The following is a 24,604-nucleotide window of genomic DNA, read 5'->3' on the forward strand; positions in this document are numbered from 1 at the left end:
CTCTGACGTTTGTCGTAATTTGGTCTTCAAAAGCTGCGCTTCTCCCAAATTACTTTCGCTCTGACGTTTGTCGTAATTTGGTCTTCAAAAGCTGCGCTTTTTCTTATTATTTTTGTTTCATACAAACCATACTGCATGAATCATTTACTGAAGAGCTTAACTAAATATGAGAAATGGGTTTTTCTCTTAATCGTCTTAGTGAATCTTTTGCCCGTTTTCAGCTATCGATTTTTTCCTACTCTTGATGGACCTGCCCACCTTTACAATGCAAACCTGATAAATCAGTTGCTTTTTGCCCCTCATTCCAATCTTGATTCCTTTCTTCAATTCAATTCCGAAGCGGTTCCGAATTGGACCGGGCATGCTTTGCTGTGTTTCTTCAAATGGTTTCTGCCCGGATATTTAGCAGAAAAAATGGTGCTTATACTTTATTTTGTAGGATTACCTTATTCTTTTCGATATCTGGCCAAATCTATTAATCCTGAATATATTGGTCTAAGCTACCTGATCTTTCCTTTTACATATAATTATCTTTTGGCATTGGGATTTTATAATTTTTCGTTCGGGCTAATCGGTTTACTTTTGATTCTTACCTATTGGATCAAAAATCATCAAACGATTGCAAGTTCAGTAAAGAAAATCCTAATCCTTAGTCTGTTTCTGACGGTAACCTATTTTTCGCATATTGTTATGTTTAGTATTGGGCTGTTAGCCGTTAGCTGCTATACATTTATTACTTTTCTGAAACAACTTTTTGAAACAAAAAACATCCGGGAAGCATTAATAAGTCATTTCAAAAAAGCGCTCGTTTTACTAATAAGTTCTTTTATTCCCCTGGTCTTAATGATTCTTTACTTTACAAACAGACCTGATTCCGGTAATGCTGTTTTCCTGCCAAAAGATGAATTGATCAAATGGATAAATTACTTAAACCCGGTCATTTGTTATAATGAAGAAGTGGAAAGTGCATTTACCAGGAAAGTCATTTACATATTGTATGCGCTGATTATTGGAGGAATTATCGTAAGAATAAGGAACAGGAAATCAGTGAATGAAATAAACGGAAAAAGTGGAATGCTTCGTTTAAATGACATCTGGTTACTTATAACGGGAATCATGCTCCTCCTTTTGTTCATAATGCCGGATGAAAATGGAATGGCAAGTATTATCTCTATGAGATTCGGGTTGTTATTCTTTTTGTTTCTAATTATTTGGATTTCGAGTATGAAACAGATAAAATGGTTCGTTTTAGTCTGTTCGGCACTTTTATTAATTGTTCATTTCAAAAGAGTTCACTATCTCGATTCTATAATTGAAATACACAATAAAATTGCCATCAATTGTAATAAAGCTGAAAGGTTTATAAAGCCAAACAGTGTGATAGCTCCTGTAAACCTAACAAATAATTGGTTTGTAGCACACTTCCCCAATTACCTTGGAATTGATAAGCCGATGGTTATTTTGGAAAACTACGAAGCAGCTATGAATTACTTTCCGTTGCTTTGGAAAACAAAAAGTCTTCCAAATCTTGAAATCGGAGGAGAATCCATTGCAGAATATTCATTATTCTCTTCAAATCCAACTAATTTAAAAAACGGAAAAAAGGAGGTTGACTATATCTTTGTCCTGGGGAAATGGGATAGTTTAAATGCGGATCATAACAACACACTGCGGATGATTTCGACCTCTTTTGTTCAGGCATACAAGAATGAAAACTGTACCTTGTATAGACATAAGAAATTACAGGATTAAAAAGAATAGATCCTCATTTGTCCATGTAATTTTATTGAATTATAACTACCTTCACTAAATGCTAAGTTCAGTTGAAATGGATGATGCCGATGAAGGCGAAGATTTATTTGTTTTTCGCGATTCTGCGTTCGCTGAACTGAATTATGGTACCCTTTTAAAATTTGCAGAAGCTTCCGTCATTCAGGTATTGCATCTCAGTTCAAACTCCGTTCACGCTGTTGAACTTTCCATCAACAAGGGCATTTTTTTATGTAATTACGGATTTCGTGCAGAACACGAAGTGATCCTCACCCAGGAAAACCAACTAGTTGTTCTTGGCTGTAGTTGTGGCGGAAATGGAAAAAAACTGTGTGACCACCAGGCTATTGTACTTTACCGTGTAATGGAGTATCCTGACTTCCGTACCTTCTTTGATGCGTCCGATCGGAGAAAACGCATTTCAGAAACGGCGATTTCTTATGGAATTACCGAAGAAAGAAGATGGGATGAATTATTTCAGCTCACTTATGAGAACAAACGGGTAAAAGTTACTTCCAAAAATCCCGAACTCATTCGCCTAAACCCGGAAAAAATAGAGGAGCTGACCAAGAGACTGGTTCCTGTTTCTTTTTCCCCTGAAAAATTGCACAAACCCTTACCCAACCGATATATTTCTTTCAGTGCTTTTGCCAATGAGAATCACTTTGAATTTCAACTGCATGAAAGCGCGCTGACGCAAAATGGTAAGATAAAAGCTCCGATTCAATCCCTGAATGCTTTGGAACTTGCCCTCCAGGAAACGAAACCCGAAATGATCCAAGCGTATACAGCGCTCGGTATGTTGGGTGCGAAACATCATCTATACCGAAACCTCACGAACGATGAAGAAACGTTCCTGAAAGTGGTAAAGTCCATCGGAATAGCCAAACCGCTCTTCGAAGAATTAGAGGTTATTGAGGTCTGGGACACCAAGCCACCGAAAGACACGGACCTTACACTTCATATTCACGATAAACCGATGCTTTTGCATTTGGACGTCAGCCAAAACCAGGAGTTTTACGAAATTACCGGTTTCATTGAATTTGATAATTTGAAGATTCCCTTCGACCAGGTGAAGATGAAAAGCGAACTTTTTATTCGCCGCGGACAAGATCTTTACCTCATAAAAAACTGGAACTACCTGAGGACTTTGAGTTACTTCAGAAAGAATCATCACAAACTCATTATCCATCAGTCGCAGTTCGATGAGTTCCAGGCAAGTTTTTTGGTTCCGCTTGAAAACGTAGTCAGTATTAATTACTCCTATGTAAAAAAGGCCAGCCGTGCAATCATCAAACAAACACAACTAGCAACTGTCCGGGCAAAACGCATCTATCTAACAGACAGCGAAAACTATGTTCATATAACCCCGATTATCGAGTACGGGAAAGTGGAGGTACCAATTCTCTCCAAACGGAAATTACTCACGATTGATCAAACCGGGAGCTCTTTCGAAATCCCCAGGGACGAGAACCTGGAAGTCAATTTTTTAGGACAAATTATACGCCTTCATAAAGATTTTGAGTATCAGCTTGGCGGTGATTTTTTCTATTTGCATAAAAGCCAGTTTTTAGAAAACGATTGGTTTTTAAATGCCTTTGAATCATGGAGTGAGGCCGAATTGGAAATTCATGGTTTCCAGGAACTGACCAAACTAAAATTGATTCCGAAGAGCATGAAAGTTTCCGTTCAGATCATCAGCGGAATTGATTGGTTTGAAACGAAAGCCCACATCAAGGTTGGCGATAATCGCGTGCGGTTAAAAGAAATTCAGCGAAGCATCATTCAAAAATCGCGCTATGTGAAACTGGGCGATGGACAGATGGCATTGCTTCCGCAACAATGGCTCGAACGTTTCTCGGCCTTTTTCCAGGAAGGAGAATTAGTGGATGACGTGATCCGGATTCCGAAAACATCTTATCAATTCATTGATGAATGGTTCGATGCGGAAGAAGTTGACAGTTCTGTTCGCATGCAAATAGAAGACCTTAAGGATAAAATTACTCACTTTGAGCGCATTCCCGAAATTGAACTCCCACAGGAATTTCAAACCGAATTAAGACATTACCAGCGGGAAGGTTATCACTGGCTGCACTTTTTAAATGATTTTGGTTTTGGCGGAATCCTCGCCGACGATATGGGTCTTGGAAAAACCATTCAGCTTTTGGCCTACATTTCGAAAAAACAGGAAGTCAAAAGAGGAACACACCTGATTGTTGTTCCAACCTCCTTAGTCTTTAACTGGAAAGATGAAACCGCAAAATTCACTCCACACCTGCGGATCTTAGATCTGCACGGAAGCAAACGAATGAAATCGACCCAGCATTTTGAGGAGTATGATATTTTACTGAGCACTTACGGAACCCTGCTTTCAGATATCCGGTATCTGAAAGATTTTGTTTTTGACACGATCATTTTGGATGAAGGCCAGGCTATTAAGAACCCGGATTCCAAGCGCTATAAAACCGTTCGTCTGCTGCAGTCCAAACAGCGATTTGTCCTGACCGGAACTCCGATCGAAAACAATACACTGGATATTTTCTCCATCCTATCTTTTTGTAATCCGGGAATGTTTGGCTCATTGAAGCAATTCAAAGACCATTTTGCGTTTCCGATTGATAAATTTCAGGACAGTCAGCGGGCCAAAGAATTACAGCGCCGGATTCATCCTTTCCTATTGAGACGGACCAAGAAACAGGTCGCAACCGAACTTCCCGAGAAAACGGAAATGGTTGTATACTGTGAAATGGATCACGAACAGCAGCGTGTTTACGACGTGTACAAAACCGAATTGAAGGAATACCTGATGAGTGAGCCCGATTTTCTGGACGGCCAAAGCAGCATGCATGTACTGGCAGGACTTACCAAATTGCGCCAGATTTGTAATTCCCCGGCCCTGATCAACGAAAACGGTGTTTCTTACGGAGATCAGTCGGCCAAAATACAGGAATTGATGCAGCAAATCGAGGACAAAAAGAAACACCATAAAATCCTGGTGTTCTCTCAATTTGTAGGAATGCTGAAACTCATTGAAAATGCATTGGAGGAGCGGAAGATACCTTATTCCCTGCTTACCGGTCAGACTAAAAAACGAAAAGAAGTCGTCAATGCCTTCCAGGAAGATGAGAAAATCCGGGTCTTTTTGATCAGTTTGAAAGCCGGAGGAATGGGCTTGAATTTAACACAGGCAGATTACGTTTATTTGATCGACCCGTGGTGGAATCCAGCTGTTGAAAATCAGGCAATCGACCGCGCCTACCGTATCGGTCAGGACAAAAAAGTGGTTGCTGTTCGTTTCATTACGCCAAATACCATTGAAGAAAAAATACTGGAGCTGCAAAAACGCAAACAGGAATTGGTTGGTGATTTGGTACACACGGATGTGAGTACATTGAAACAATTGAACCGGAAAGAGTTGATCGATCTTTTGTGATTTGAAGTAAAGGCCTCATAATCAAATAACTGCCCGAAAATTGTAAACCATTTTATTAACTTGCTGACAAAAAATGGTATATATCATTGATTTTCAACAAATTAACCCAAAGTTGTAAACCATTTTATTAAATCGTTCACAAGGCAAATTTATCCCATAATCGGGAAACCTGTATTCAATTTGTTAAATCAGGAAAAAGCAGATTTATTCTAAGCGTTTGTTCGTACTTTTGGAGCATGAAAAAAGGTTTGTTCTTACTTGCAATCACATTCATTGTTGTTGATTTTGCCTTTGGACAAGGTTGTTCCCAGTGCAAATTGTTGGCTCAGCAAGGAAGTGAATTAGATGAAAACTCTTTTGGTTCTTCTATCAATACGGGGATTTTGTTCCTGATTGCGATTCCTTACTTAATTCTCATGTTTTTCTTCCGCAAGCAAATTGCCCGTTTATTTAAACGCAAATAGGCTTAACGGTAAAAATTCATTTCATCAATATACTTGCGCACCGGATCTGTGAGCAGGTAACGTACATCTTTTCCTTCTTTAATGGCATGCCGTACAAAACTCGATGATACTTTCATTACCGGGGCATCTTCGCAGGTAATGATATTCGCGTGATCCTTAAATCCGTTTTCCGGATAATGCCCGATCTCCTGAACTTCTTCTTCCTCCTGGAGAGTCAATACACGCGGGTAAACATAGAATTTGTAATTTGCCAGCAAATGTTCGTGGTTATACCATTTGTGGAACGTTCTCAAATTATCTTCTCCCATAATCAAAGAGAATTCATGGGCCGGATATTTTTCCTTTAAATGGGCCAGGGTTGTGGCAGTATAATTAGGCTGCGGTAACTTGAACTCGATATCGGAAGCTTTCAGGTTGGTATTATCCTGAATTGCTTCGTTTACAATTGCCAAGCGATGGTAATCCGGCAACAAAGAAGATTTAAGTTTCAATGGATTTTGTGGAGTGACTACCAGCCAAACCTGGTCGATATCTGTGTATTCCGCCATGTAATTGGCAATGACCAAATGTCCGACATGAATGGGATTAAACGTTCCGAAATAGAGTCCTACTTTCATAAATCAGGAAATAAATTTTCGAACGATTTCTTTTGCTTCAATACAAGCTCTCCTCAAATCATCATTCAGGAGAATATAATCAAACTCGGGAGCGCGATCCAACTCAATGTGTGCTTTTGCCAGCCGCATGGAAATCTTTTCCTCTGTCTCCGTACTTCTGAAGCGCAAGCGTTGTTCGAGATCCTCAAAGGACGGTGGCTGAACAAAAACTGCAAGCGCGTTGTCACCCATGATTTTTTTCAGGTTCAATCCTCCAACTACATCCACATCAAAGATCACTGTTTTTCCATTGGCCCAAATTCGTTCCAATTCCGAGGCCAGTGTTCCGTAAAAATTATCTGTGTAAACTTCTTCCCATTCAATAAACTCACCACCATCTATTTTCTGTTTGAATCCTTCGATTCCCAGAAAATAATAATGCTTTCCATGTTCCTCATCCCCTCTCGGTTCGCGGCTGCAGGCAGAAATGGAAAAAGCCAGTTCAGGAATTTCGCCTAACAAGTATTGAACAATGGTAGTTTTACCGGCACCTGAAGGCGCCGAGAAAATGACACATTTACCGCCACTCGAATCAAATGCCATTTTACAGGGTATTTAAAACTTGTTCTTTGATTTTCTCCAGGTGATCTTTCATTTCAACCACCAGTTTCTGCATCTCCACATGGTACGATTTGCTTCCAAGTGTATTGATCTCACGACCAATTTCCTGCGTAATGAAACCAAGTTTCTTTCCACAGAGCGGAATATTCATCGTTTCAAGGAAGTAATTCAAGTGATTGGAAAGACGCATCTTCTCTTCAGAGACATCCATTTTTTCGATATAGAAAATGATCTCCTGCTCCAAACGATTCAGATCTATCGAGATATTCGTGATCTTCTCCAAACCTGTTTTCATGCGCTCGCGAACTGCGTCAATGCGTGCAGTTTCATATTTTGGAACTTCAGCCAGCAATTCGTCGATCCGCTGGATATTGTTTTCAAAATCCTTTCTTAACTGATCGCCTTCTTGCTTACGGAACTCGTTCAAATGATTACATGCTTCTCTTACCAAACTTTGCACAAAGGTCGATTCTTCATCGGAAAGTGCTTCTTTATCGTTGGAGTAAATCTCCGGCATTCTCATAACCAGGGATAAAATATCATCTGTTGGTTCTCCCAGTAATTCAGCAGTTTCCTTGATATCTTTATAATACGCCTGAGCCAAATCGCGGTTAATCACATAATTCTTTGTATCACCGGAATTCTCAAGGGAAATAGATAATTCTACTTTACCCCTGTCTAGTAATTCAGCAACTATTGAGCGATTCTCCAATTCGATTTCACGATACAAGGGAATTGCACGCATATTCAGATCTAAGCTCTTACTGTTTAAGGAACGGATTTCCACAACGATTTTCTTCCCCTGGAAGGAACCGCTTGCTTTTCCGTAGCCGGTCATTGATAATACCATTTGCTTCAGTTTGAGCAAAAGTAAGGAAATATTGTCGAGAAGGTGTTAATTAGATTCTCATAGAATACTAATTTAAGCACATAGAGCATATCGAAATAGAGAGAAGAAACTACTAATCAGATCATTCCTCTCACAGATTGGAGTTGAGATAGAGCTTGCTTTTATTTACTTGTATTGAGAAGCCCAATACAGATTACCTATGAACATACTATGTGAGCTATGTTGCTATATGGTTTACGATTAATTACGGGGAAGACCCTTATATTTTTCCAATATAAGCCCCGCAATTACTCACGGGACTTATTGGAAACGATATGCAGTTAGTCCTGTGCCAACACCACTGCAGTGGGATTAGCTCCAAGAGCATCCTTGATCTTTGCTTCTAATTCATCCATTAATTCCGGATTATCAGCAATCATATTTTTTACCGAATCTCTTCCTTGTCCTAAACGAGTTTCTCCGTAAGAGAACCAAGATCCGCTTTTCTTTAAGATATTTAATTCCACACCCAAATCAATGATCTCACCTACTTTGGAAATTCCTTCCCCGTACATGATATCAAACTCTGCTTTACGGAATGGAGGTGCAACTTTGTTTTTCACTACTTTCACTTTGATGCGGTTACCAATCACATCTTCGCCTTCTTTAATTTGGGCTGCTCTACGAATATCAATACGCATAGAAGCATAGAATTTCAAGGCATTTCCACCGGTTGTTGTTTCCGGGTTACCGAACATCACCCCGATTTTATCACGCAGCTGGTTAATGAAAATACAACAGCATTTTGCTTTACTAATCGAACCGGTCAGTTTACGAAGTGCTTTCGACATCAATCGAGCCTGTAATCCCATTTGAGAATCACCCATCTCGCCTTCGATCTCCGCTTTCGGTGTCAGTGCCGCAACAGAGTCAATAACCAACAAATCAACAGCCCCGGAGCGAATCAAACTGTCGGCAATTTCCAATGCCTGTTCTCCGTTATCCGGTTGTGAGATCAATAGGTTCTCAACGTCAACCCCCAATTTTTGTGCGTAAAACTGATCAAATGCGTGCTCCGCATCAATGATAGCTGCAATTCCTCCTTGTTTTTGTACTTCCGCAATTGCATGAATTGCCAAAGTCGTTTTTCCGGATGACTCCGGTCCATAAATTTCAACGATTCTTCCTTTTGGATAACCGTTTACACCTAATGCCAGGTCTAATGTAATTGAACCGGAAGGAATTACCTCTACTTCTTCAATTGCATTGTCTCCTAATTTCATTACAGATCCTTTTCCGAAAGTCTTATCCAACTTTTCCATTGTTAGCTGAAGTGCTTTCAATTTTTCCGGGTTAACTTCTTTAACTGCCATATCGTTTAATTTTAAATCGTTTTGTTATCGTTTCTGCAAATGTACACCCAGTAGGTCGTAAACTACTTACGATCTTCCGGTGATTCCAAATTTAAAATTTCCTCACCGTGAATTTTCGTTTTCGGTTTCTCTATTATATGGGTAATAATTCCCTTTTCATTGATTATAAAAGTTGTCCGGTGGATGCCATCATATTCACGTCCCATAAACTTCTTCAAACCCCAAACTTTAAACGCATCTATCATTTTCCGTTCGGTGTCCGCTATCAATGGAAAAGGTAAGCTAAACTTTTCAATAAACCGAGCGTGCGCCTTCTCTGTATCCATACTTACTCCCAAAATAGAATAGCCTTCTTTTTGTAATGCCTGGTACGAATCTCTTAAACTGCATGCCTGATTCGTACAAGCTGGCGTATTGTCTTTCGGGTAGAAATAAACCACTAATTTTTTGTTTGCAAACTGCTTATTTGTAATCTCTTTCCCGTTTTGATCCATTCCCTGAAAATCAGGTATGTGATCACCTATTTTTAATCCTGTCATTTAATTGTTGAGTATTTAAACATTAAAATGACGATTATGTAATCAAAAGTACAACTTATTTTTAAACTGACAAGTTTAAGGTGTTTTTTTTGCTTAAATTTTCGTCATTCGTTAATTTGTTTGAGTTTGGAATCGCCAAAACACCTGTATTATTCAGGGAAATAAACGCTTTGACCTGTTTCCTGTTCCACTAAGAATTTACTGCGAATGACTTCCTGAACGGTACGTTTTTCAATTTTGCATTCCAGCCAGGAAATAATATCCAGGTAAAGGAACGGACGTTTTTCATAAGGAAGCTTAGACAATTTAACCAGCTTTCCATGCAAAATACGGAAGGCGCGCATTAAGGAACGGTCGTCGGCAAAAGGAAGTTGTCGCAAGAAGTTCAGGATCTCGTGCTGAACTCCATGTAAATCACCCATGTTTCTCAGGAAACGGTAAACCGATTTGATCTGGTAATCTAATAAATGATCGTCTGTTCCCGATTCAAAATGCGCAATCAGATTTAGGATACGGGCAAATGCCTGAATGTCCTCTCTTAAAGAAACATCTTTCAACTGGATGATCCGGTTCAGGTATTTAATCGCCATTTTGTTATCTCCGTTTCCGAAATACAAACAAGCAACTTTATAATACAAAATCATGATCCGGTGATTATCCAGCCGGTCCTCGTGATCAGAAATAAACTGTTCTACTTTCGGAACGATCTCAATTCCTTCCGAAAAGGTCCCGCACAGATAATAATAATTGATCTTTGCCGTGAGCCAATACATTCGGTGCAACAAGGCGATATTCTCATTTTCCCGTTCGCCCAGGTCTGCACTTTCCAATTTTTCAATAGATTCCAGCAAGCGTTTGTGGTTTCGCAGGTTGAATAATGCATTCTGCAAATTATACAAGCCTTTCAGATACATTTCGCGGTAATGATCCTTCACATGGGAATGATCTTCAAAAAGTTTCACCCACAAGCTGGCATACTTGAAACACATCAAAAACTCCTGGGTAATGTAATGATACCATACATATGCATTGTAAAGATGCATTTTCTCTTCAAAGTTCAATTCTGAAATCTGGTATTCAGGCAGGCGCTTTGCGAAGAACTCTTTGACGAAACGGTAGTCTTTTTCATCCCTTACAAAACCCACTTTTACATTCAAAGCGTAGAGTTGCAACGACAGATTCGAAAATTGAATACTTCCCTGCACGTGCTTACTTAAAGCCCTGCTTTCAGCCGTCAGTTCATCTGCACGCGACGAGACGCTTCGCGTGATATGCTGTGATTCAATAAATTTTTCAAAATCCAGGATCTCCAGGTGCAAGATGGTTGACTGGATCTTAATTGCATGTTGCTTTGCCTTTTCCAACAATTTCAATGCCTGGTTGTAAAATCCTTTCTCATACAGGATCAGGGCATGGTCCATCGACTCCCGGATTTCAATCGTTGGTAAGTGTGTTGCATGCTGCAGTCTCAAACTTGTAAGAAGCTGTTTATATAAATGGGCTTTAATATTCGAAAGCTGGCTTTTTTTTAATCCTTTGATCCTGGAGATTGCCAATTCGTCGGAATAATTTTCGGTCTTATCAATAAAATCAAACAACTGCAAATACTTGATCTCCTCCGGGGAAGAAGAATTTCGATTTGCATAAAGCTTAAAACTTCGTTTTTCAGCCTTGGAGAGAGAAGAAATTAAGCGAACTAAACTATCTGTTGATCCTGTGGACATTGTAATTTTTTGCTTAAAATATTGTTTATACCTTTTTGATTTACAGACAATTAAGTCTTTTCAGTTACTGTTTGGTTATCGTAAATATTAAAAACATTGATTTCGAAAAATAAATGTCTTGTTTCATCTTTGTCCTGTCCGAATAATTTTACAGATCATTCGGTTTAAAAAGTACTCATTTGAGTAACAGGAGTAGGGGTGCTCTTGTTTTTTCGATTAATAGCAAAAAAAATCCTTTGTCATCTGGCAAGGGATTTTTTGTTCAGCCAAAAATACGCTGAATTGTTGAATTAAGATTTCCATGCCGGAAAGAAAATCCTTCAGAATGAATTTTCTCATTAGAGACTTTATTGCCATAGATGAGCATTACTGCCATTTTTCCGAAAAGAAGCCGGACAATAAACTTCGGGACTGCAGGCAACAATCTTTTTTTCAGAACTTTAGCAATCAGTTTGGTTAGTTCCTTGTTTGTCGTATTTCCCGCCGAAGCATGGTATGCACCCGGCAATTTATTCACAATCACGAATTCAATTATGCTGTAAAGATCCTCACAGTAAATCCATGGGATTGCCTGTTCCCCGGAAGCCAATACAGCACCAAAACCCTTTTTAACGGGATCTGCCAATTTCTGTAAAGCTCCGCCCGATTCACTCAGCACCACTGCAATTCTGATTTTGGAAACCAGGCAGATCGATTCAAACTGATCAGCAGCCTTTTCCCATTTCCGGGTAATATCTGCGATGATGTCATCTCCAAAAGAATCGGATTCCCTGTAAGTTTTTTCCGGGTGATCAAATCCGTAAGCAACCGCTCCCGATGCGGATACAAAGTGTTTTAAATGCGCTGATTCTTTATATACTTCGAATAAAAACCGGGTTGTATTCACCCTGGAATCGTAGAGTTCGTTTATCCGGGATTTTGTCCATCGTTTTGCCGCCAATTCTGCACCGCATAGGTTGATCAATACCGTTGTCTTTTCAATCGCTAAAGGATCTATTGTTTTGGTAACCGGATCCCAATTCAGGAAAAAACGGTTCGGATCTGTGGCTTTTCTGGTAAGGATCCAGACTTCATGCCCTGCTTTTCTTAAATGGTCTGCCAACCCTGTTCCGATCAGTCCTGAGCCTCCTGCTATTACTATCCTTTCCATAACGCGTTTTGATTTCGGAATCTAATTTAAGCGAAAAAAAGGTCGGCATTTGTTATAAACCTGTTACTTTTACATATCACGTCATTTTGAATGAAACAAACGCTATGAAAAAGTATATTTTCCCTTTATTACTTGTAGGATTAGTATCCTGTGGTTCTGATAATTCCAAGGAGGAAAAAACCGCAGATAAAAAAACCATCGTTAAGCATTTCAAAAATGAAGCTGAAATGGATCAGCAGGTACTCGAATTAAAGAAGATCACGGAATCTTCCGGTTTGACTGCCAATTCGCTGCACTACGAAAAAGGCGACGGTACAATGGTTGAAGTGATCGGACACCTGGATACGGCAAACGTTATCCAGATCATTGAAGAACAATTTTCCGAGGGAAGTGGTAAAACAAACGGTACCCGCTTTTATTTCCTGAACAATGGGAAACCGTTCGTCACACAAGAACTGATTGACCAGGTTAACGGCTCAAACGAAGCTGTTTTTATCGATCGCATTTCCTACTACGATGCGAAAGGAAAAGTCATCAAAACCAAGGAGCGCAGAGCTTCATTTGAGGATGATATCAATAAAATGAGCTATAAAGCAGCACCTCTTCATGCCATCAGTGTTGACAAGGCGATGGACGCATTGAATTCCCAGAAAGAATTTGCAACGACTTTCCAGGGCTTTGTGAACCAAGATATGTTCAGCTACATTATTTTGGGACCGGATGATCCGAATGGATTCACTACTGCTTTAAGATTAGACTACAAAGATCAGCTGGTCAATATTCTGGCGAGTGATCCTGAAAAATACATGGGTGCACATGTCAAAGTAAACTTTGAAGTTCATGTGGATCGCGGATTTGAATTCCAGATTTATGCCGGAGGGAAATTCGTAGATTAATTCAAAAAAGTAATGGCGCGATTAATCGCGCCATTACTTTTTTATATCCTATTTCAATTACTTGATTTTTCCCAACTCGGCTTTTAAATAATCGATGATCTCGATTTCAATTGGATCTCCGTTCTTTAAATCGGATAAGTAAAGTGAAATCCAATCGATCAGATGAATCAGGTAAATACTCTTTTCAACAGGAGAACTTCCTTTCGCTGAAATGATTTCAACCGTATCTGTTTTTGATTTGGTGCGTTCAATAGAGATTTCAAAACGCTTTTGATTGCGTACTGACAAATCACCGGTTTGGATGAATAAGCATGCGTAGCGATTGTCTCCTCCTCCCCATCCGACAAGCTCATTGTGGTTCATTTCAGGAATTACGTGTTGCCAGCATAGCTCCTTTGAGTTTTCATTGAGTTGTTGCTTCGCACGGATTGTGATTCCTTCATATTCTGAACCTGCATAAACAGCAACCGTTCTTTTCTGAAGTTGTTTAGCCACACGCATGGCTTCCATTTTTATATACTCCAAATCCGAATCGATCAGCTTCTTTCCATTTGAAATTTCATTCAAAATAGCAGGATGAGCATATCCTAACTGAAGGAATATGTTGCTCAACTGAACCAGGGAAAAGGCCAATGCAGTTCGCGGCGGATTTCCACCCGGAACAAGTACGTATTGGAAATTATTTGATTTACAAAATTCAGCGAGTGAGCCTCCTGAGCAAATTCCAATAATGCTCGCGCCTTTTGTCTTTGCATCTTCCAGAGCAAACAAGGTTTCTTCCGTATTTCCGGAATAAGAGGACCCGATCACCAAACTGTGCTGATTGACAAAAGCCGGTAAGGAATAATCCTGAGCTGAAAGTACAGGAACCGAACAGGTTTTTTGAATCCATTGGGCTACAATTCTGCCCCCAATTCCGGATCCGCCCATGCCACAAATGACGATGTTCCGGATATCCTGATTTGGTTTCACAACACTTACTTTAGCAGCAATTTCTAAAGCTTCACTGATGTTAGACGAAAATTCCTGAATGAGTTTTTCCATAATTCTCTTTGAAGTTTGTAAATATAGCAAGGCTTTTTATAACTGAAGAAATTTTAAAAATCTTCACTTGGAATAAATTAATGTACTTTTACGAAAAAAAGGAAAATGAAGCCTAGAAATGCATCGGAAACCCTAGCTATTACTACAAAAGTTGTTTTACCGAATGATACCAATACACTGGGGAATTTATTTGGAGGTCAGCTGCTGGCATGGATGGATGAAATTGCGAGTGTTTCTGCCCACAGGCATTGCCGCAGAGTAGTTGTTACCGCAAATGTGAACAACGTCAGCTTCAATTCCCCGATCAATCACGCTTCAATCGTTACATTGGAAGCAAAGGTTTCACGTGCCTTCAATTCCTCCATGGAGATTTTTGTCGACGTCTTCGTAGAAGACAACATTACCGGGAAAAGAAGCAAATCGAATGAAGCAATTTACACCTTTGTGGCTGTTGATCAGCATGGCGGCCCGATCCAGGTTCCTGAACTGGTTCCGGAAACAGAGGAAGAAATAGAACGTTTTGAGGGAGCGCTGAGAAGAAAGCAACTGGCGCTGATTTTGGCAAAGAAAATGACCCCGAAGGATGCAACGGAATTGCGGAAGTTGTTTACCGACTAGAATATAATTGAAAATGGAGAATTGAAAAGGTGGGGTATCCATGCTTTATACTGGGAGTAAAGTGGGAGTATCCATACTAAAGTAGTACTTGATTTATTTCTCTAACTCTAATTTGATTTTCTCTGCATCCTGCAAATGCATGCACTTGAAGTGTTTTTTCGGGCATTCTTTGTAACCGATCTTCGAACAGGGTCTGCAGCTCAATCCTTCCACTTCGTGAATGGTATATAATGATTTGTTTTGTGGAGCGTAGGTATACATTCCGAAATCGGGAACGGTATTCCCCCAAACGCTGACAATCGGCGTTTCGAAACAACTTGCGATGTGCATCAGTCCTGTGTCGCCGGTTAATAGTTTGGCGCAATGCTTAGTCATGAAGGCGGATTGTCTGAGGGTCAGTTTTCCGCACAGATCCAGCACCCGTTGATTCGGAAGGTTTTGAATCAACTCGGCAGCACGTTCCGAATCCATTGGTCCGCCCAGCAAAACAACCGGCATTTGAACTCCTTCCAGGATTTTTGCCATTAAGGAAACTGGCATCTGTTTGGTGGCAAACTGAGCTCCCATGGCTACGGCAACAAATTTCTTCGAAGCCAGAGCAATTGATTCGAGTGAAACGATATCCGCATCTGCAAGGAAAAAGTCACAGGGCTTCCCATCATTCTTAACTCCCAAATGCTTCACCGCTTCAAAATAACGGTCCACGACATGCACTTTCGGCAGGCGATTGATCTTGAAAGTGGTTAAGAGAAATTTATTGACGTTCTCTTTGGGAAAAGCAAAGGATTTCACTTTTAAAGCTCTTTTCAGACGCAATGTCCGGATGTTATTATGCAGATCAATTACCACATCATATTTTTCACTTTTAAGCTGTTCGATTACCTCATCCACTGATTTTTCAATGGTAATTAGCCTGTCGATATATGGATTGTGGTCCAGAACTGGCTGAAAAGCCTTTTTGGTAATGAAATGAATCTCCGGATTTTCCAATTGCTGTTTCAGGCAACGCACCACGGGAGTCGTTAACACCACATCGCCAATGGAACTGAACCGGACAAACAGAATTTTCATGGTGGTAAAGGTATAAAAAAGAAAATGTCTAAAGAGGAATCAGATTTTCAAGAAGGAATTTGTTAAATTTTTTATGCGCACTTCTGTAACCAAAAAAGTTTTTTACATTTATCCCTGTAACTGAAATTTAAACTATTCATTTCATGGAACTAACTACTTCACAGTGGCTTATTGCCTCCTTCGCGCTGCTATGCGTTACAAGTCATTCTTATTCTCAAACAAATTCACTTCCCGCTTCCGGTAATGTCGGAATCGGAACTACTTCACCAGCAGAAAAACTAACAGTCAACGGCTCTGCGAGAATTGATTCAACTTTAACTGTAAAAGATTCCATGATCGTTGACAGGGATGCTCACATCCGGAGTGACCTGCAAGTTGATGGAAAAACCATTCTGGGAGGAGATTTGTTTCTTAAATCACTTCGGGACTCTACAATTTCTGACGGTGGTGTGCTGCTGATCGATTCTATGGGGAAGGTTAAAAATGGCGGAGATCTGAAAAGTCTTGTTTATTCAGAGCTTGCTCTTCCTCCCTGCAAGGACGATGCAGGTGGAAATATCACTCCAGCTTTACCTGTTTGGCTAAATGGACCAGGAAAATTGTATACCTCTTCTGCTTGCGTACCGGATGTAAGGGTCGGGATAGGCCAGAACAACCCAGATTCCAAATTACACATTACAACGGCGGTCAATAGAACCACACATCCGATCATCGTTGATAAACGCATTCAGGGAAATCCGATACCCTATAAATTAATGGAACTGGACAATACCGGTTTACTTTATGCCCGTGAGGTAAAAGTGAACCTGGATTCCTGGCCGGATTACGTTTTTGATGAAGGATACCAGTTGATGCCATTGAGTGAATTACAAGCATTTATCCGCGATAACAACCATTTACCCAATGTTCCGAGTGCCTGTGAAATGGAAGAACAAGGTATTAACGTGGCAAAAAGCAATGTGATGCTGATGGAAAAGGTAGAAGAACTTACCCTCTATATGCTTCAGATCAATGAAAAGGTGAATATTCAGGAGAAATTACTGCAACAGCAGCAGGAAACCATCCGACTGCAGCAGGAATTGATCCAACAATTGAAAGAACAGGTAAAACCCTAGTCATGAGAAAATTCATAACAGGATTGTTTCTGCTCATAGGTTTAAATGGGTGGGGACAGGTGGACACCTTGGAATTCACCACCCGACGTGAAGTTGCAGACACCTTATTTGGCTTACTGAATCCTAATATATATGGAGGAGCATTACTTGACCGATCTTTAACAGAAGATTCTTTATTAAATATGCAACTTTTAGGAGACTATTCCGGTGCCGCTACTGCCTGGAGTTGGTTACAGGCATATTCGGATATTGCGGTTTCCTATGCAGATCCTACATATCTGTTTACGGATAGTGCTTTGTATCATAAACTGGAAGTGTTTCAATTGGATGCCAGTGCCGTAAATAACGATCAACTGATTCAACCATTTGGCTTATTACTGCACAATATGAGTAGAATAGATTCGGCTTTATTTTCAATTCCCAATGTGTTTAGTAACCAGCAAAGCCAATTGAAATTAAGTGAAACGTACAATGAATCTGAGGTCTATTCTAAAGTTTTATTAAAGAGCGCAGCATTACTTGAATTATATGGTGAACACGGTTATGATGAAGGAACTATTGTTTATGATCCACAATTTATTTCTACTAGTCCGGACATTTCAGTACTTTCCATTCAGTTAAATATGGGGAACGGTTTTCAGAAATTCTCTGTAGTTAACAACACGATTAAATACCCAATTATTTCGGATTGGCAACTTGGCCAGGCTGCTATTAATTACACTATTGATAGTGTTTTAAAGCAAGATACACTCTCGTTTTATGTCTCTACCGTGACTTATAAATACAAAAATCAGGAGAAAAGTGCGGAGAGATGGGATACGGGAGTTCAGGAATATCCTCAAAGCGGAGAAAAACAATTAGAATATTGTATTAAGTTCGGTTGTGGAAACGGTCGAAAAATTAAACGCCCTGTTATTATTGCTCCACCGTATAGACCGATTTCACAAATTGTAGGTTTTAATACTTACTACGATCAGTTTGATTTCAAGTCCTTGATTTCGTCTCTATCTGAAATGGGATACGATGTCATTTTTATTAAAGAGACACCTGGTAACCGGGGAATCAACCATGCAGGTGGCATCTTAGCAAATTTTCTCAAGTTTATCAATCAACAGAAAAAAGACAATTATCCGAATGAAGATTGGGAGAATGTAGTAATCGGTTTTAGTGCGGGTGGTCAGCATTGGCGTTATGCCCTGAAAAAACTGGAAAAAGAACACATGGAGCAGAATCTGCCTCATCATCATACCCGTTTGTACATTCCTTACGATTCCCCGCATTGGGGAGCAAATGTCCCCATGTTTGCACAAGCTGTATTTAAAGATATGTCGGCATTCAGCTTCCCGGCCTTTTTAACCTACGAGAGTTTAAAAGATGCTGCTTCAAAGGATATGTTGATGAACCATATTCTGGGAAGCAATATTTCAAGCAGTGGGCATAACCGGGTAATTACACCTGCACCCACTTCCGAATCTCAGAATATTGCCAATCTGCTAAACAACTCTTTTAATCATCAATATACCCCAATGAATGATCTACGCAAAAGTTTTCCAACATTTACACGTAATGTGGCCATTTCAACAGGAAGTAACTCGTTAGATTATAATTCGGCTTATGGTTTATATCCAGCAATGAAATTGTTCAAACAGGAGATAATGATTCCTGCCTGGTACGGCGGAAGAACGATTAACCGCAGTGTCTATGCTTCCAAATACGGATCGGGCTGGCCTATCTTCGAACGAAAGGATTTGTATATATTTTTAGGAATTCCCATCGGGATCCAGCGCAATTACAAAACAAACAATGCCTATGAATGGGATCTGGCGCAAGGAGGTTATAAGGATGAATTCTATGATAAAGGAGGAATGGGTCTTGGCGCTCTCCAGTATACAGGAGTGCCGGTAGGAGCAGTGACCATATTACTTGGTTCAGCACAATCTGTGATTGCCCCCTTGGGCCAGTTGGCAGGTACACAGTATTATAAAAACCACATGAATTTTTTGCCAACGGTATCTGCGTTGGGAATTAACCCTGCTATCTGGCAAAACAATAATTTGTATTATAACTTGAAAGATGAGGGGTTGATGTTTAATCAATTCAATTATGATCCTAATATCCCATCAAATACTTATGGGTATCCAAACCTAGCAAATCCTAGTGGTCATTTTAATGTTACTCCTTTTGAGGCTTTGTATTGCGATCATCAAACTTACCAACATATTAAGATGCAACAGTCAGTAGACGATGACCAATTGGACGATGTCTATTTGGTATATACTCGCAATTTTATTTTGGATGAGGCGGAAGCTGATGTGGTTTACCTCCAAAATAAAGTGATCGGAAAAAATCATATTCAGTGGAATCATAATTATCGCTATAAGGCCTGGTACAAAGCCTACCAGGATATTGTAGTGGGAGCTAATGTAAGCCCGAAAACAGATTCGGGGCCATATACTATTGAAAGCACAGGAGAAATCACCCTATATGCCTGCCATGAAATTAATCTCAAACCGGGGTTCAGTTCTGCAAACGGCAGCAAATTTCATGGTTTTATCCGCTGTGATGGCTGCTATCGACCCCATGGAAAAAGTAATTCTGAAAATTCAGACAGCAATCCTGGAAGTGCAGAAAATGCAGAGCAATTGAATTTGATTCAACGGTCTTTATCTGAAACAGAAGGTGAAAAAGAATTGCAGGTATTTCCCAATCCAACAACTGATCAGTTTACCATTGTCTTTCCACGAGCTGGAGGTAAATATCTCATTGCAGATATTAATGGCCAGGTCTTTAAACACGAAGAAGTTGGAGAAGAGAACAAAACCATTTACATTAGATTACCCAAAGGGGTATATTTCTTGAAATGGATTGAACAAGAAAAAATTACCACTAAAAAAATAATCGTGTTATGAGAATACTAGTGATGATTCTATTCGGTAGTTTACTTCTTTCCTCTTGTGGAAAAAAACGCACCATTTATATTACCGCTACTAACCCGGTTACAAACCAGCCTTATGCGGGTTTGGAGTATCGCATTGTTTCTTCAGTTTCTGGAGCGGAAGATGGTGAAGGAACTAAAACGGTTGCTTCAGGAAACTTGGATGCGAATGGTGAAGCCGTTGTGGAATTACGAGAGAAACGCAGGAGGAGATACGTTGTACGCGTTTTTGAACCGCCTAATACTTGTTACAATAAATCCATTAATATGTTTTTTGGCAGCCCCTCTGATGAAAATGGGCATTTTAATTTTGAGTTTGCGGAATGTGCATCTCTTCAAAGAAAAGTTAAAAACACGAGTTGTTTTGATACAAATGATAAAATTGAAATTTATATCGACAATACTGTTCATTCATTGCTTTCGACTCCTTGGACTCTGAATGGTTGTGCGGATTATACAACTGTCCCTTCTCAAGTACCAATAGGACATTATACTCTTCATTGGATTGTAACAAAGAATAATATTTCAACAGATTATTATGATTCATTTGATCTTGTTGAAAATGAAACCAAGTTCCATGAAATTAATTATTAACTAGAAAAATCGGAGAAGGTATGCCGTACGAGTAGTGGAACCTGCTAATACCTGTTATAATAAGATGATCACCATGTTTTTTAACAGCCCGTCTGATGAAAATGGGCATTTTAATTTTGAATTTGTAGAATGCGCTTATTTGAAATTTAGGTATAATAATTTGTCCTGTCAAGGGACATCAGATCACATTGAAGTAACCAGAGTTACAAATTTGTCAGGTTATTCAGGTTTTAGTAATCCTGCCATTTACGATGGTTGTACGGATTATACAATGCCAGATTTTGTACAAGTTCCAATGGGTAATTGGTATTTCACTTGGAATGTAACTAAGAATGGTATAACAAATTCATACGCCGACACTGTCTTTTTAGCTGCTGGAGAATATAAATATTACGAGTTCAATTATTGATTTCCTTATGGAGAACTTATTGAGACTAATATCTATTTTCTTCTTTTGAAGATTACATCATTTAATTAGCGAAAATCAGTACTTGATTGAGTTAAATGCTCAATAAAACTGAATTATACAAGTACGGAAAATCGCAACTCATTTTTGAGTACAATTACTCATTTTTGTATAAATTAGTTACGATGAAACTACTATTTATATTGCTATTCGGAACCATCCTTCTTTCCTCTTGCGGAAAAGAGCGCAGTATCCACATTAAAGCAATCAATGCAGCTACAGGGCAGCCTTATGCGGGACTGGAATACCGTGTTGCTTCCTCACGCACTGCGTCTAATGGAGAAAAATACCGCACCGAAGCAAGCGGGGTTCTGGATGCCAACGGTGAAGCAGTGGTTACTCTCAAACAAAAAAAGGGCAGAACTTACAGTGTAAGGGTTGTGGAGCCGGCAAATACCTGCTACAATAAAGAAATCACACAATATTTTGACAGTCCTTATGATGTGGATGGAACCTTTACATTTGAATTTGCCCCATGTGCATACTTGAAATTACATGTTCATAACATAAATTGTATTGATAATAATGACGAGATAAAATTTCGGAGACTATGGATTAGTGGTGGTGAAACAAATGATTTTCTCGTACAAACTGGATGTTTCCAATATGATGGGGATTATTTTTCTTTACCCGCGGGAAATTATAAATACGAATGGCAAGTTACAAAAAATGGAGTTACTAACAATTATGAATCATCATTTCAATTGAATGAAAACCAATATTTTGATTTTAACTTAGATTATTAATCCCAAGCCAAAACAAAGCCGTTCATCCTTTGATGAACGGCTCAATTCAATTTCCGGTTTCTCAGCTTACTTAATCTTCTTCAACAAACCTTCCACTTCTCCGAGCTTTGTAGTTTGTGTGCCTATTTCCCCTTCTTTCTTTTGGGTAGCAGCTTCGTCGTCTTTGATCTTCTGTTCTGCTTCAGCAATTTTTTTCTTGTAATCTTCTATATCCTTTTTAGAATGCTCAATGTCTTTCAATAAGTCTTCTTTTTCTCCGGTTAACTTTTTAAGCGTTTTGGCTTCCGCTTCGATCATTCCGTTCACACTTTCTTTTGAAGCGGTTTGTCCGAATTTCTTAGCGCGGCTTTCAATTTCTTTGTGTTGGTCGCGGTGATCGCTATTGTTCATGTAAGTTCCTCCCAAATCAACTGCAAAAGCAACTTTAATTTCGGATCCGTTTTCAATGATCTTTGCATATCCGTCAAAATACTTTTCGCCCATTGCTTTCATTTTGGCTTCTTTTGCGGTGTACTCGCCTTTTGAGCTATTGTATTTTCCGCCCCAATCTTTCATTTCGGATTTCAGCTCCTTTTCTATAATGTCTTTATTCCCGTATGGAATTGTCACCACAATGGCGTCAAAAGATCCGTGGGAGAAACTGATTTTATCATTAGATGTCTTTACTTCCTGGCTAAAAACAAAGGTGGTAAATAATGTAGCGGCTAAAAGTGTTATCTGTTTCATAGTATTTATTTTTGCATAGGCAATTTACAAATTATCTGCCAGATTCGCCATAAAGCTTAAATTTACAACGTGCAGTTCAATTCGATACCGGGACAAGAGGAAATAAAATCTCATTTGATTGAAGAGGTCAAAGGAGGAAAAATTAGTCACGCTCAGCTTTTTGCAGGAAAATCAGGTCATGCTACCTTACCGATAGCCCTTGCTTTTGTACAGTACATCTTTTGTGAAAACAAACAGGAAAAGGATAGCTGCGGAACGTGCCCGTCGTGCAAAAAAGTATCTGATCTGCAGCATCCGGATCTCCATTTTTCGTTCCCTACCGTACAAACCATTTCGAAAACAACCAACCCGCTTTTGGCACTTTGGAGAACACAGATCCAGGAACAACCTATTTTTGATTTGTACCATTGGACCAAGCGAATGGATGACAAGGAACGGAAACCGATTATTGGAACGGAAGAAAGCCTTGAAATCGTCAAAAAACTTTCCCTGAAATCGTATGAAGGCGGGTACAAAGTGATGCTGATCTGGATGGCGGAAGAAATGAATGCCACTTGCGCAAATAAGCTCCTGAAGATTTTAGAGGAACCACCTGCAAAAACACTTTTCCTCCTGGTTACGGATAGTCCGGATAAATTGCTCACCACCATTCTTTCCAGGACTCAAATTTTACGCATTCCCTCCTACCCGATGGATGTCATTCAACAGGTGGTGGAAAGAAGCGGAATTGGCCGGCAACTTGCGGAAAGTATTGCTGCAAGAAGCAATGGTAACCTGATCGATGCACAGCAAATCATGGGAGATCAGTCCGAAGCGAACCTGTTCCGGGAATTGTTCATCCAGCTCATGCGGGCTTGTTTCAAAAAAGATGTCAATGCCATGCTGGACTGGACTGATGAGGTTTCATCACTTTCCCGCGAAGGACAAAAGCAATTCGTTCAGTATGCCTTGCACATGGTTCGTCAAAGTCTATTGAAGAACTACACACAAGACATGCTTACGCGTGTTTCACAGGAAGAAGCTAATTTCCTGGCTAATTTTGCCCGTTTCATTTCAAACAATAATGCATTGGATTTCATGGAAATCTTCAATGATGCCCATTATCACTTAGATCGAAATGCCTTTGGAAAACTGCTTTTCACACAGCTCTGCTTTCAAGTCATGCGCTTTATTCACAGAGCGTAGTTTCCTTTTCCTGCACATTGAATCTGTAACAGATTCTGCTTAGTCTTCGATCAGCCGTTGCTGATCTCTTATTTCAATACGGTGAAATTGTGTTTTTTTGCAAATTTCTCCTGAACCATATTCACTTTATCTATTTCAATATCATAGTTTTTATCGATGCTTTCAGCCATTGTTTGAACTTCACCTACTAATTTTTCCTGCTCTTCCAATCCAGCATTTTCATAGGTGTCAAGAAGTTTCAAAAAGTTTTTGATATCCTTCTCCCCGTTATTTCTCATGAACTGAGTATATGCAAGCGCCTGCATGGTTAAAGAACTGTCTCCGTCAAAGGGTTGAATTCCTTTTAACTCAGAAGTTGTTTTATCACAAACATCCACCAATGAATCGCATTTTTTCATACAATAGTCAATCCCGTTATCTGTTTCAAGGGCAAGGATGTATGCAGAATCAAGTGCATTGATATGATCTACTATGAAATCATTGTACTCAATAACCTCATCAAAAGATTTTCTGCTGTCGTTTTTAACATTACAAGATGCAGCAATCAATAAAGCAGATACTGCCGAAAAAATAAATCCAAATTTCATATGTAGATCGTGTTTTAAATTGTCTTCGAAAATAACCAATTAATTAAGAATTCCTAGTGTTATTCTATAGCTAAAGGACATAATCGAATTTTGCTTCGCCGAAAAAATGCTCGAATAAATCA

Annotated in this window: 21 protein-coding genes; 10 read left to right on the forward strand and 11 right to left on the reverse strand. The window is 39.5% G+C overall.

The window, feature by feature from the left end:
* The first annotated feature begins 135 nt into the window (after nucleotides 1–135).
* The 3 genes from K0S23_RS17560 (at nucleotide 136) to K0S23_RS17570 (ending at nucleotide 5,667) form a co-directional block, all read left to right on the forward strand.
* On the forward strand, nucleotides 136–1,752 hold the full coding sequence (locus K0S23_RS17560; RefSeq protein WP_300360090.1) for a hypothetical protein: 1,617 nt from the start codon (nucleotides 136–138) through the stop codon (nucleotides 1,750–1,752).
* 58 nt (nucleotides 1,753–1,810) lie between these two features.
* Nucleotides 1,811–5,203 (forward strand): DEAD/DEAH box helicase, encoded by a 3,393-nt coding sequence (locus tag K0S23_RS17565; protein ID WP_300360091.1) that lies wholly within the window; start codon nucleotides 1,811–1,813, stop codon nucleotides 5,201–5,203.
* A 236-nt stretch (nucleotides 5,204–5,439) separates the two neighbouring features.
* On the forward strand, nucleotides 5,440–5,667 hold the full coding sequence (locus tag K0S23_RS17570; RefSeq protein WP_300360093.1) for a hypothetical protein: 228 nt from the start codon (nucleotides 5,440–5,442) through the stop codon (nucleotides 5,665–5,667).
* Nucleotides 5,668–5,669: 2 nt separating this feature from the next.
* Here K0S23_RS17570 and nadD read toward each other — a convergent pair whose 3' ends face one another.
* From nadD to K0S23_RS17605, 7 genes are all read right to left on the reverse strand, one after another.
* Nucleotides 5,670–6,284, reverse strand: a complete 615-nt coding sequence (gene nadD, locus K0S23_RS17575) for a nicotinate (nicotinamide) nucleotide adenylyltransferase (RefSeq protein WP_300360095.1) — start codon at nucleotides 6,282–6,284, stop codon at nucleotides 5,670–5,672.
* A 3-nt stretch (nucleotides 6,285–6,287) separates the two neighbouring features.
* Nucleotides 6,288–6,866 carry a guanylate kinase gene (gene gmk / locus K0S23_RS17580; RefSeq protein WP_300360096.1) on the reverse strand — a complete coding sequence of 193 codons (579 nt, stop codon included), beginning with the start codon at nucleotides 6,864–6,866 and terminating at the stop codon, nucleotides 6,288–6,290.
* Between the two features lies 1 nt (nucleotide 6,867).
* Nucleotides 6,868–7,734: a YicC/YloC family endoribonuclease gene (locus K0S23_RS17585; RefSeq protein WP_300360097.1), complete on the reverse strand. Its 867-nt coding sequence runs from the start codon at nucleotides 7,732–7,734 to the stop codon at nucleotides 6,868–6,870.
* A 320-nt stretch (nucleotides 7,735–8,054) separates the two neighbouring features.
* Nucleotides 8,055–9,086, reverse strand: a complete 1,032-nt coding sequence (gene recA / locus K0S23_RS17590; RefSeq protein WP_300360099.1) for a recombinase RecA — start codon at nucleotides 9,084–9,086, stop codon at nucleotides 8,055–8,057.
* Nucleotides 9,087–9,148: 62 nt separating this feature from the next.
* Nucleotides 9,149–9,625 carry a thioredoxin-dependent thiol peroxidase gene (gene bcp, locus K0S23_RS17595; RefSeq protein WP_300360100.1) on the reverse strand — a complete coding sequence of 159 codons (477 nt, stop codon included), beginning with the start codon at nucleotides 9,623–9,625 and terminating at the stop codon, nucleotides 9,149–9,151.
* 149 nt (nucleotides 9,626–9,774) lie between these two features.
* Nucleotides 9,775–11,349, reverse strand: coding sequence for a hypothetical protein (locus K0S23_RS17600; protein WP_300360102.1), 1,575 nt, complete (start codon nucleotides 11,347–11,349; stop codon nucleotides 9,775–9,777).
* A gap of 262 nt (nucleotides 11,350–11,611) precedes the next feature.
* A complete protein-coding gene (locus tag K0S23_RS17605; RefSeq protein ID WP_300360104.1) occupies nucleotides 11,612–12,499 on the reverse strand; it encodes a TIGR01777 family oxidoreductase in 888 nt (295 codons plus the stop codon).
* A gap of 104 nt (nucleotides 12,500–12,603) precedes the next feature.
* Here K0S23_RS17605 and K0S23_RS17610 point away from each other — a divergent pair, with 104 nt between their 5' ends.
* The gene (locus K0S23_RS17610; RefSeq protein ID WP_300360106.1) at nucleotides 12,604–13,395 is read left to right on the forward strand and encodes a hypothetical protein; all 792 of its coding nucleotides are present in this window, start codon (nucleotides 12,604–12,606) and stop codon (nucleotides 13,393–13,395) included.
* A gap of 57 nt (nucleotides 13,396–13,452) precedes the next feature.
* Here the strand turns inward: K0S23_RS17610 and K0S23_RS17615 are convergent, their stop codons facing one another.
* The gene (locus tag K0S23_RS17615; RefSeq protein ID WP_300360108.1) at nucleotides 13,453–14,439 is read right to left on the reverse strand and encodes a bifunctional phosphoglucose/phosphomannose isomerase; all 987 of its coding nucleotides are present in this window, start codon (nucleotides 14,437–14,439) and stop codon (nucleotides 13,453–13,455) included.
* 105 nt (nucleotides 14,440–14,544) lie between these two features.
* Between K0S23_RS17615 and K0S23_RS17620 the strand changes: the two genes are divergently transcribed.
* A complete protein-coding gene (locus K0S23_RS17620) occupies nucleotides 14,545–15,057 on the forward strand; it encodes an acyl-CoA thioesterase (protein ID WP_300360110.1) in 513 nt (170 codons plus the stop codon).
* A 93-nt stretch (nucleotides 15,058–15,150) separates the two neighbouring features.
* Here K0S23_RS17620 and K0S23_RS17625 read toward each other — a convergent pair whose 3' ends face one another.
* Nucleotides 15,151–16,128, reverse strand: a complete 978-nt coding sequence (locus tag K0S23_RS17625) for a glycosyltransferase family 9 protein (protein WP_300360112.1) — start codon at nucleotides 16,126–16,128, stop codon at nucleotides 15,151–15,153.
* Nucleotides 16,129–16,271: 143 nt separating this feature from the next.
* Here K0S23_RS17625 and K0S23_RS17630 point away from each other — a divergent pair, with 143 nt between their 5' ends.
* The 4 genes from K0S23_RS17630 (at nucleotide 16,272) to K0S23_RS17645 (ending at nucleotide 21,984) form a co-directional block, all read left to right on the forward strand.
* Nucleotides 16,272–17,243, forward strand: a complete 972-nt coding sequence (locus K0S23_RS17630; protein WP_300360113.1) for a hypothetical protein — start codon at nucleotides 16,272–16,274, stop codon at nucleotides 17,241–17,243.
* Between the two features lie 2 nt (nucleotides 17,244–17,245).
* Nucleotides 17,246–20,152 carry a T9SS type A sorting domain-containing protein gene (locus tag K0S23_RS17635; RefSeq protein WP_300360114.1) on the forward strand — a complete coding sequence of 969 codons (2,907 nt, stop codon included), beginning with the start codon at nucleotides 17,246–17,248 and terminating at the stop codon, nucleotides 20,150–20,152.
* Nucleotides 20,149–20,772 (forward strand): hypothetical protein, encoded by a 624-nt coding sequence (locus K0S23_RS17640; RefSeq protein WP_300360115.1) that lies wholly within the window; start codon nucleotides 20,149–20,151, stop codon nucleotides 20,770–20,772. The genes K0S23_RS17635 and K0S23_RS17640 overlap by 4 nt, the downstream gene beginning before the upstream one ends.
* Before the next feature lie 591 nt (nucleotides 20,773–21,363).
* Nucleotides 21,364–21,984 carry a hypothetical protein gene (locus tag K0S23_RS17645; RefSeq protein ID WP_300360116.1) on the forward strand — a complete coding sequence of 207 codons (621 nt, stop codon included), beginning with the start codon at nucleotides 21,364–21,366 and terminating at the stop codon, nucleotides 21,982–21,984.
* 66 nt (nucleotides 21,985–22,050) lie between these two features.
* Here K0S23_RS17645 and K0S23_RS17650 read toward each other — a convergent pair whose 3' ends face one another.
* Nucleotides 22,051–22,710, reverse strand: coding sequence for a hypothetical protein (locus K0S23_RS17650; protein ID WP_300360117.1), 660 nt, complete (start codon nucleotides 22,708–22,710; stop codon nucleotides 22,051–22,053).
* Between the two features lie 69 nt (nucleotides 22,711–22,779).
* Here K0S23_RS17650 and K0S23_RS17655 point away from each other — a divergent pair, with 69 nt between their 5' ends.
* Nucleotides 22,780–23,895 (forward strand): ATP-binding protein, encoded by a 1,116-nt coding sequence (locus tag K0S23_RS17655; RefSeq protein ID WP_300360118.1) that lies wholly within the window; start codon nucleotides 22,780–22,782, stop codon nucleotides 23,893–23,895.
* 68 nt (nucleotides 23,896–23,963) lie between these two features.
* On the opposite strand, the gene K0S23_RS17660 is transcribed toward K0S23_RS17655, so the two are convergent.
* Nucleotides 23,964–24,482 carry a hypothetical protein gene (locus tag K0S23_RS17660; RefSeq protein WP_300360120.1) on the reverse strand — a complete coding sequence of 173 codons (519 nt, stop codon included), beginning with the start codon at nucleotides 24,480–24,482 and terminating at the stop codon, nucleotides 23,964–23,966.
* Nucleotides 24,483–24,604 lie beyond the last annotated feature (122 nt).

This window comes from Fluviicola sp. (assembly GCF_029266855.1).
Taxonomy (GTDB): Bacteria; Bacteroidota; Bacteroidia; order Flavobacteriales_D; family Crocinitomicaceae; genus Fluviicola.

What these genes read in the sequence shown, in the direction of transcription:
- K0S23_RS17560 (WP_300360090.1), top strand. Translation starts at nt 136, where the DNA reads ATGAATCATTTACTGAAGAGCTTAACTAAATATGAGAAATGGGTTTTT.
- K0S23_RS17565 (WP_300360091.1), top strand. Translation starts at nt 1,811, where the DNA reads ATGCTAAGTTCAGTTGAAATGGATGATGCCGATGAAGGCGAAGATTTA.
- K0S23_RS17570 (WP_300360093.1), top strand. Translation starts at nt 5,440, where the DNA reads ATGAAAAAAGGTTTGTTCTTACTTGCAATCACATTCATTGTTGTTGAT.
- nadD (WP_300360095.1), bottom strand. Translation starts at nt 6,284, where the DNA reads ATGAAAGTAGGACTCTATTTCGGAACGTTTAATCCCATTCATGTCGGA.
- gmk (WP_300360096.1), bottom strand. Translation starts at nt 6,866, where the DNA reads ATGGCATTTGATTCGAGTGGCGGTAAATGTGTCATTTTCTCGGCGCCT.
- K0S23_RS17585 (WP_300360097.1), bottom strand. Translation starts at nt 7,734, where the DNA reads ATGGTATTATCAATGACCGGCTACGGAAAAGCAAGCGGTTCCTTCCAG.
- recA (WP_300360099.1), bottom strand. Translation starts at nt 9,086, where the DNA reads ATGGCAGTTAAAGAAGTTAACCCGGAAAAATTGAAAGCACTTCAGCTA.
- bcp (WP_300360100.1), bottom strand. Translation starts at nt 9,625, where the DNA reads ATGACAGGATTAAAAATAGGTGATCACATACCTGATTTTCAGGGAATG.
- K0S23_RS17600 (WP_300360102.1), bottom strand. Translation starts at nt 11,349, where the DNA reads ATGTCCACAGGATCAACAGATAGTTTAGTTCGCTTAATTTCTTCTCTC.
- K0S23_RS17605 (WP_300360104.1), bottom strand. Translation starts at nt 12,499, where the DNA reads ATGGAAAGGATAGTAATAGCAGGAGGCTCAGGACTGATCGGAACAGGG.
- K0S23_RS17610 (WP_300360106.1), top strand. Translation starts at nt 12,604, where the DNA reads ATGAAAAAGTATATTTTCCCTTTATTACTTGTAGGATTAGTATCCTGT.
- K0S23_RS17615 (WP_300360108.1), bottom strand. Translation starts at nt 14,439, where the DNA reads ATGGAAAAACTCATTCAGGAATTTTCGTCTAACATCAGTGAAGCTTTA.
- K0S23_RS17620 (WP_300360110.1), top strand. Translation starts at nt 14,545, where the DNA reads ATGAAGCCTAGAAATGCATCGGAAACCCTAGCTATTACTACAAAAGTT.
- K0S23_RS17625 (WP_300360112.1), bottom strand. Translation starts at nt 16,128, where the DNA reads ATGAAAATTCTGTTTGTCCGGTTCAGTTCCATTGGCGATGTGGTGTTA.
- K0S23_RS17630 (WP_300360113.1), top strand. Translation starts at nt 16,272, where the DNA reads ATGGAACTAACTACTTCACAGTGGCTTATTGCCTCCTTCGCGCTGCTA.
- K0S23_RS17635 (WP_300360114.1), top strand. Translation starts at nt 17,246, where the DNA reads ATGAGAAAATTCATAACAGGATTGTTTCTGCTCATAGGTTTAAATGGG.
- K0S23_RS17640 (WP_300360115.1), top strand. Translation starts at nt 20,149, where the DNA reads ATGAGAATACTAGTGATGATTCTATTCGGTAGTTTACTTCTTTCCTCT.
- K0S23_RS17645 (WP_300360116.1), top strand. Translation starts at nt 21,364, where the DNA reads ATGAAACTACTATTTATATTGCTATTCGGAACCATCCTTCTTTCCTCT.
- K0S23_RS17650 (WP_300360117.1), bottom strand. Translation starts at nt 22,710, where the DNA reads ATGAAACAGATAACACTTTTAGCCGCTACATTATTTACCACCTTTGTT.
- K0S23_RS17660 (WP_300360120.1), bottom strand. Translation starts at nt 24,482, where the DNA reads ATGAAATTTGGATTTATTTTTTCGGCAGTATCTGCTTTATTGATTGCT.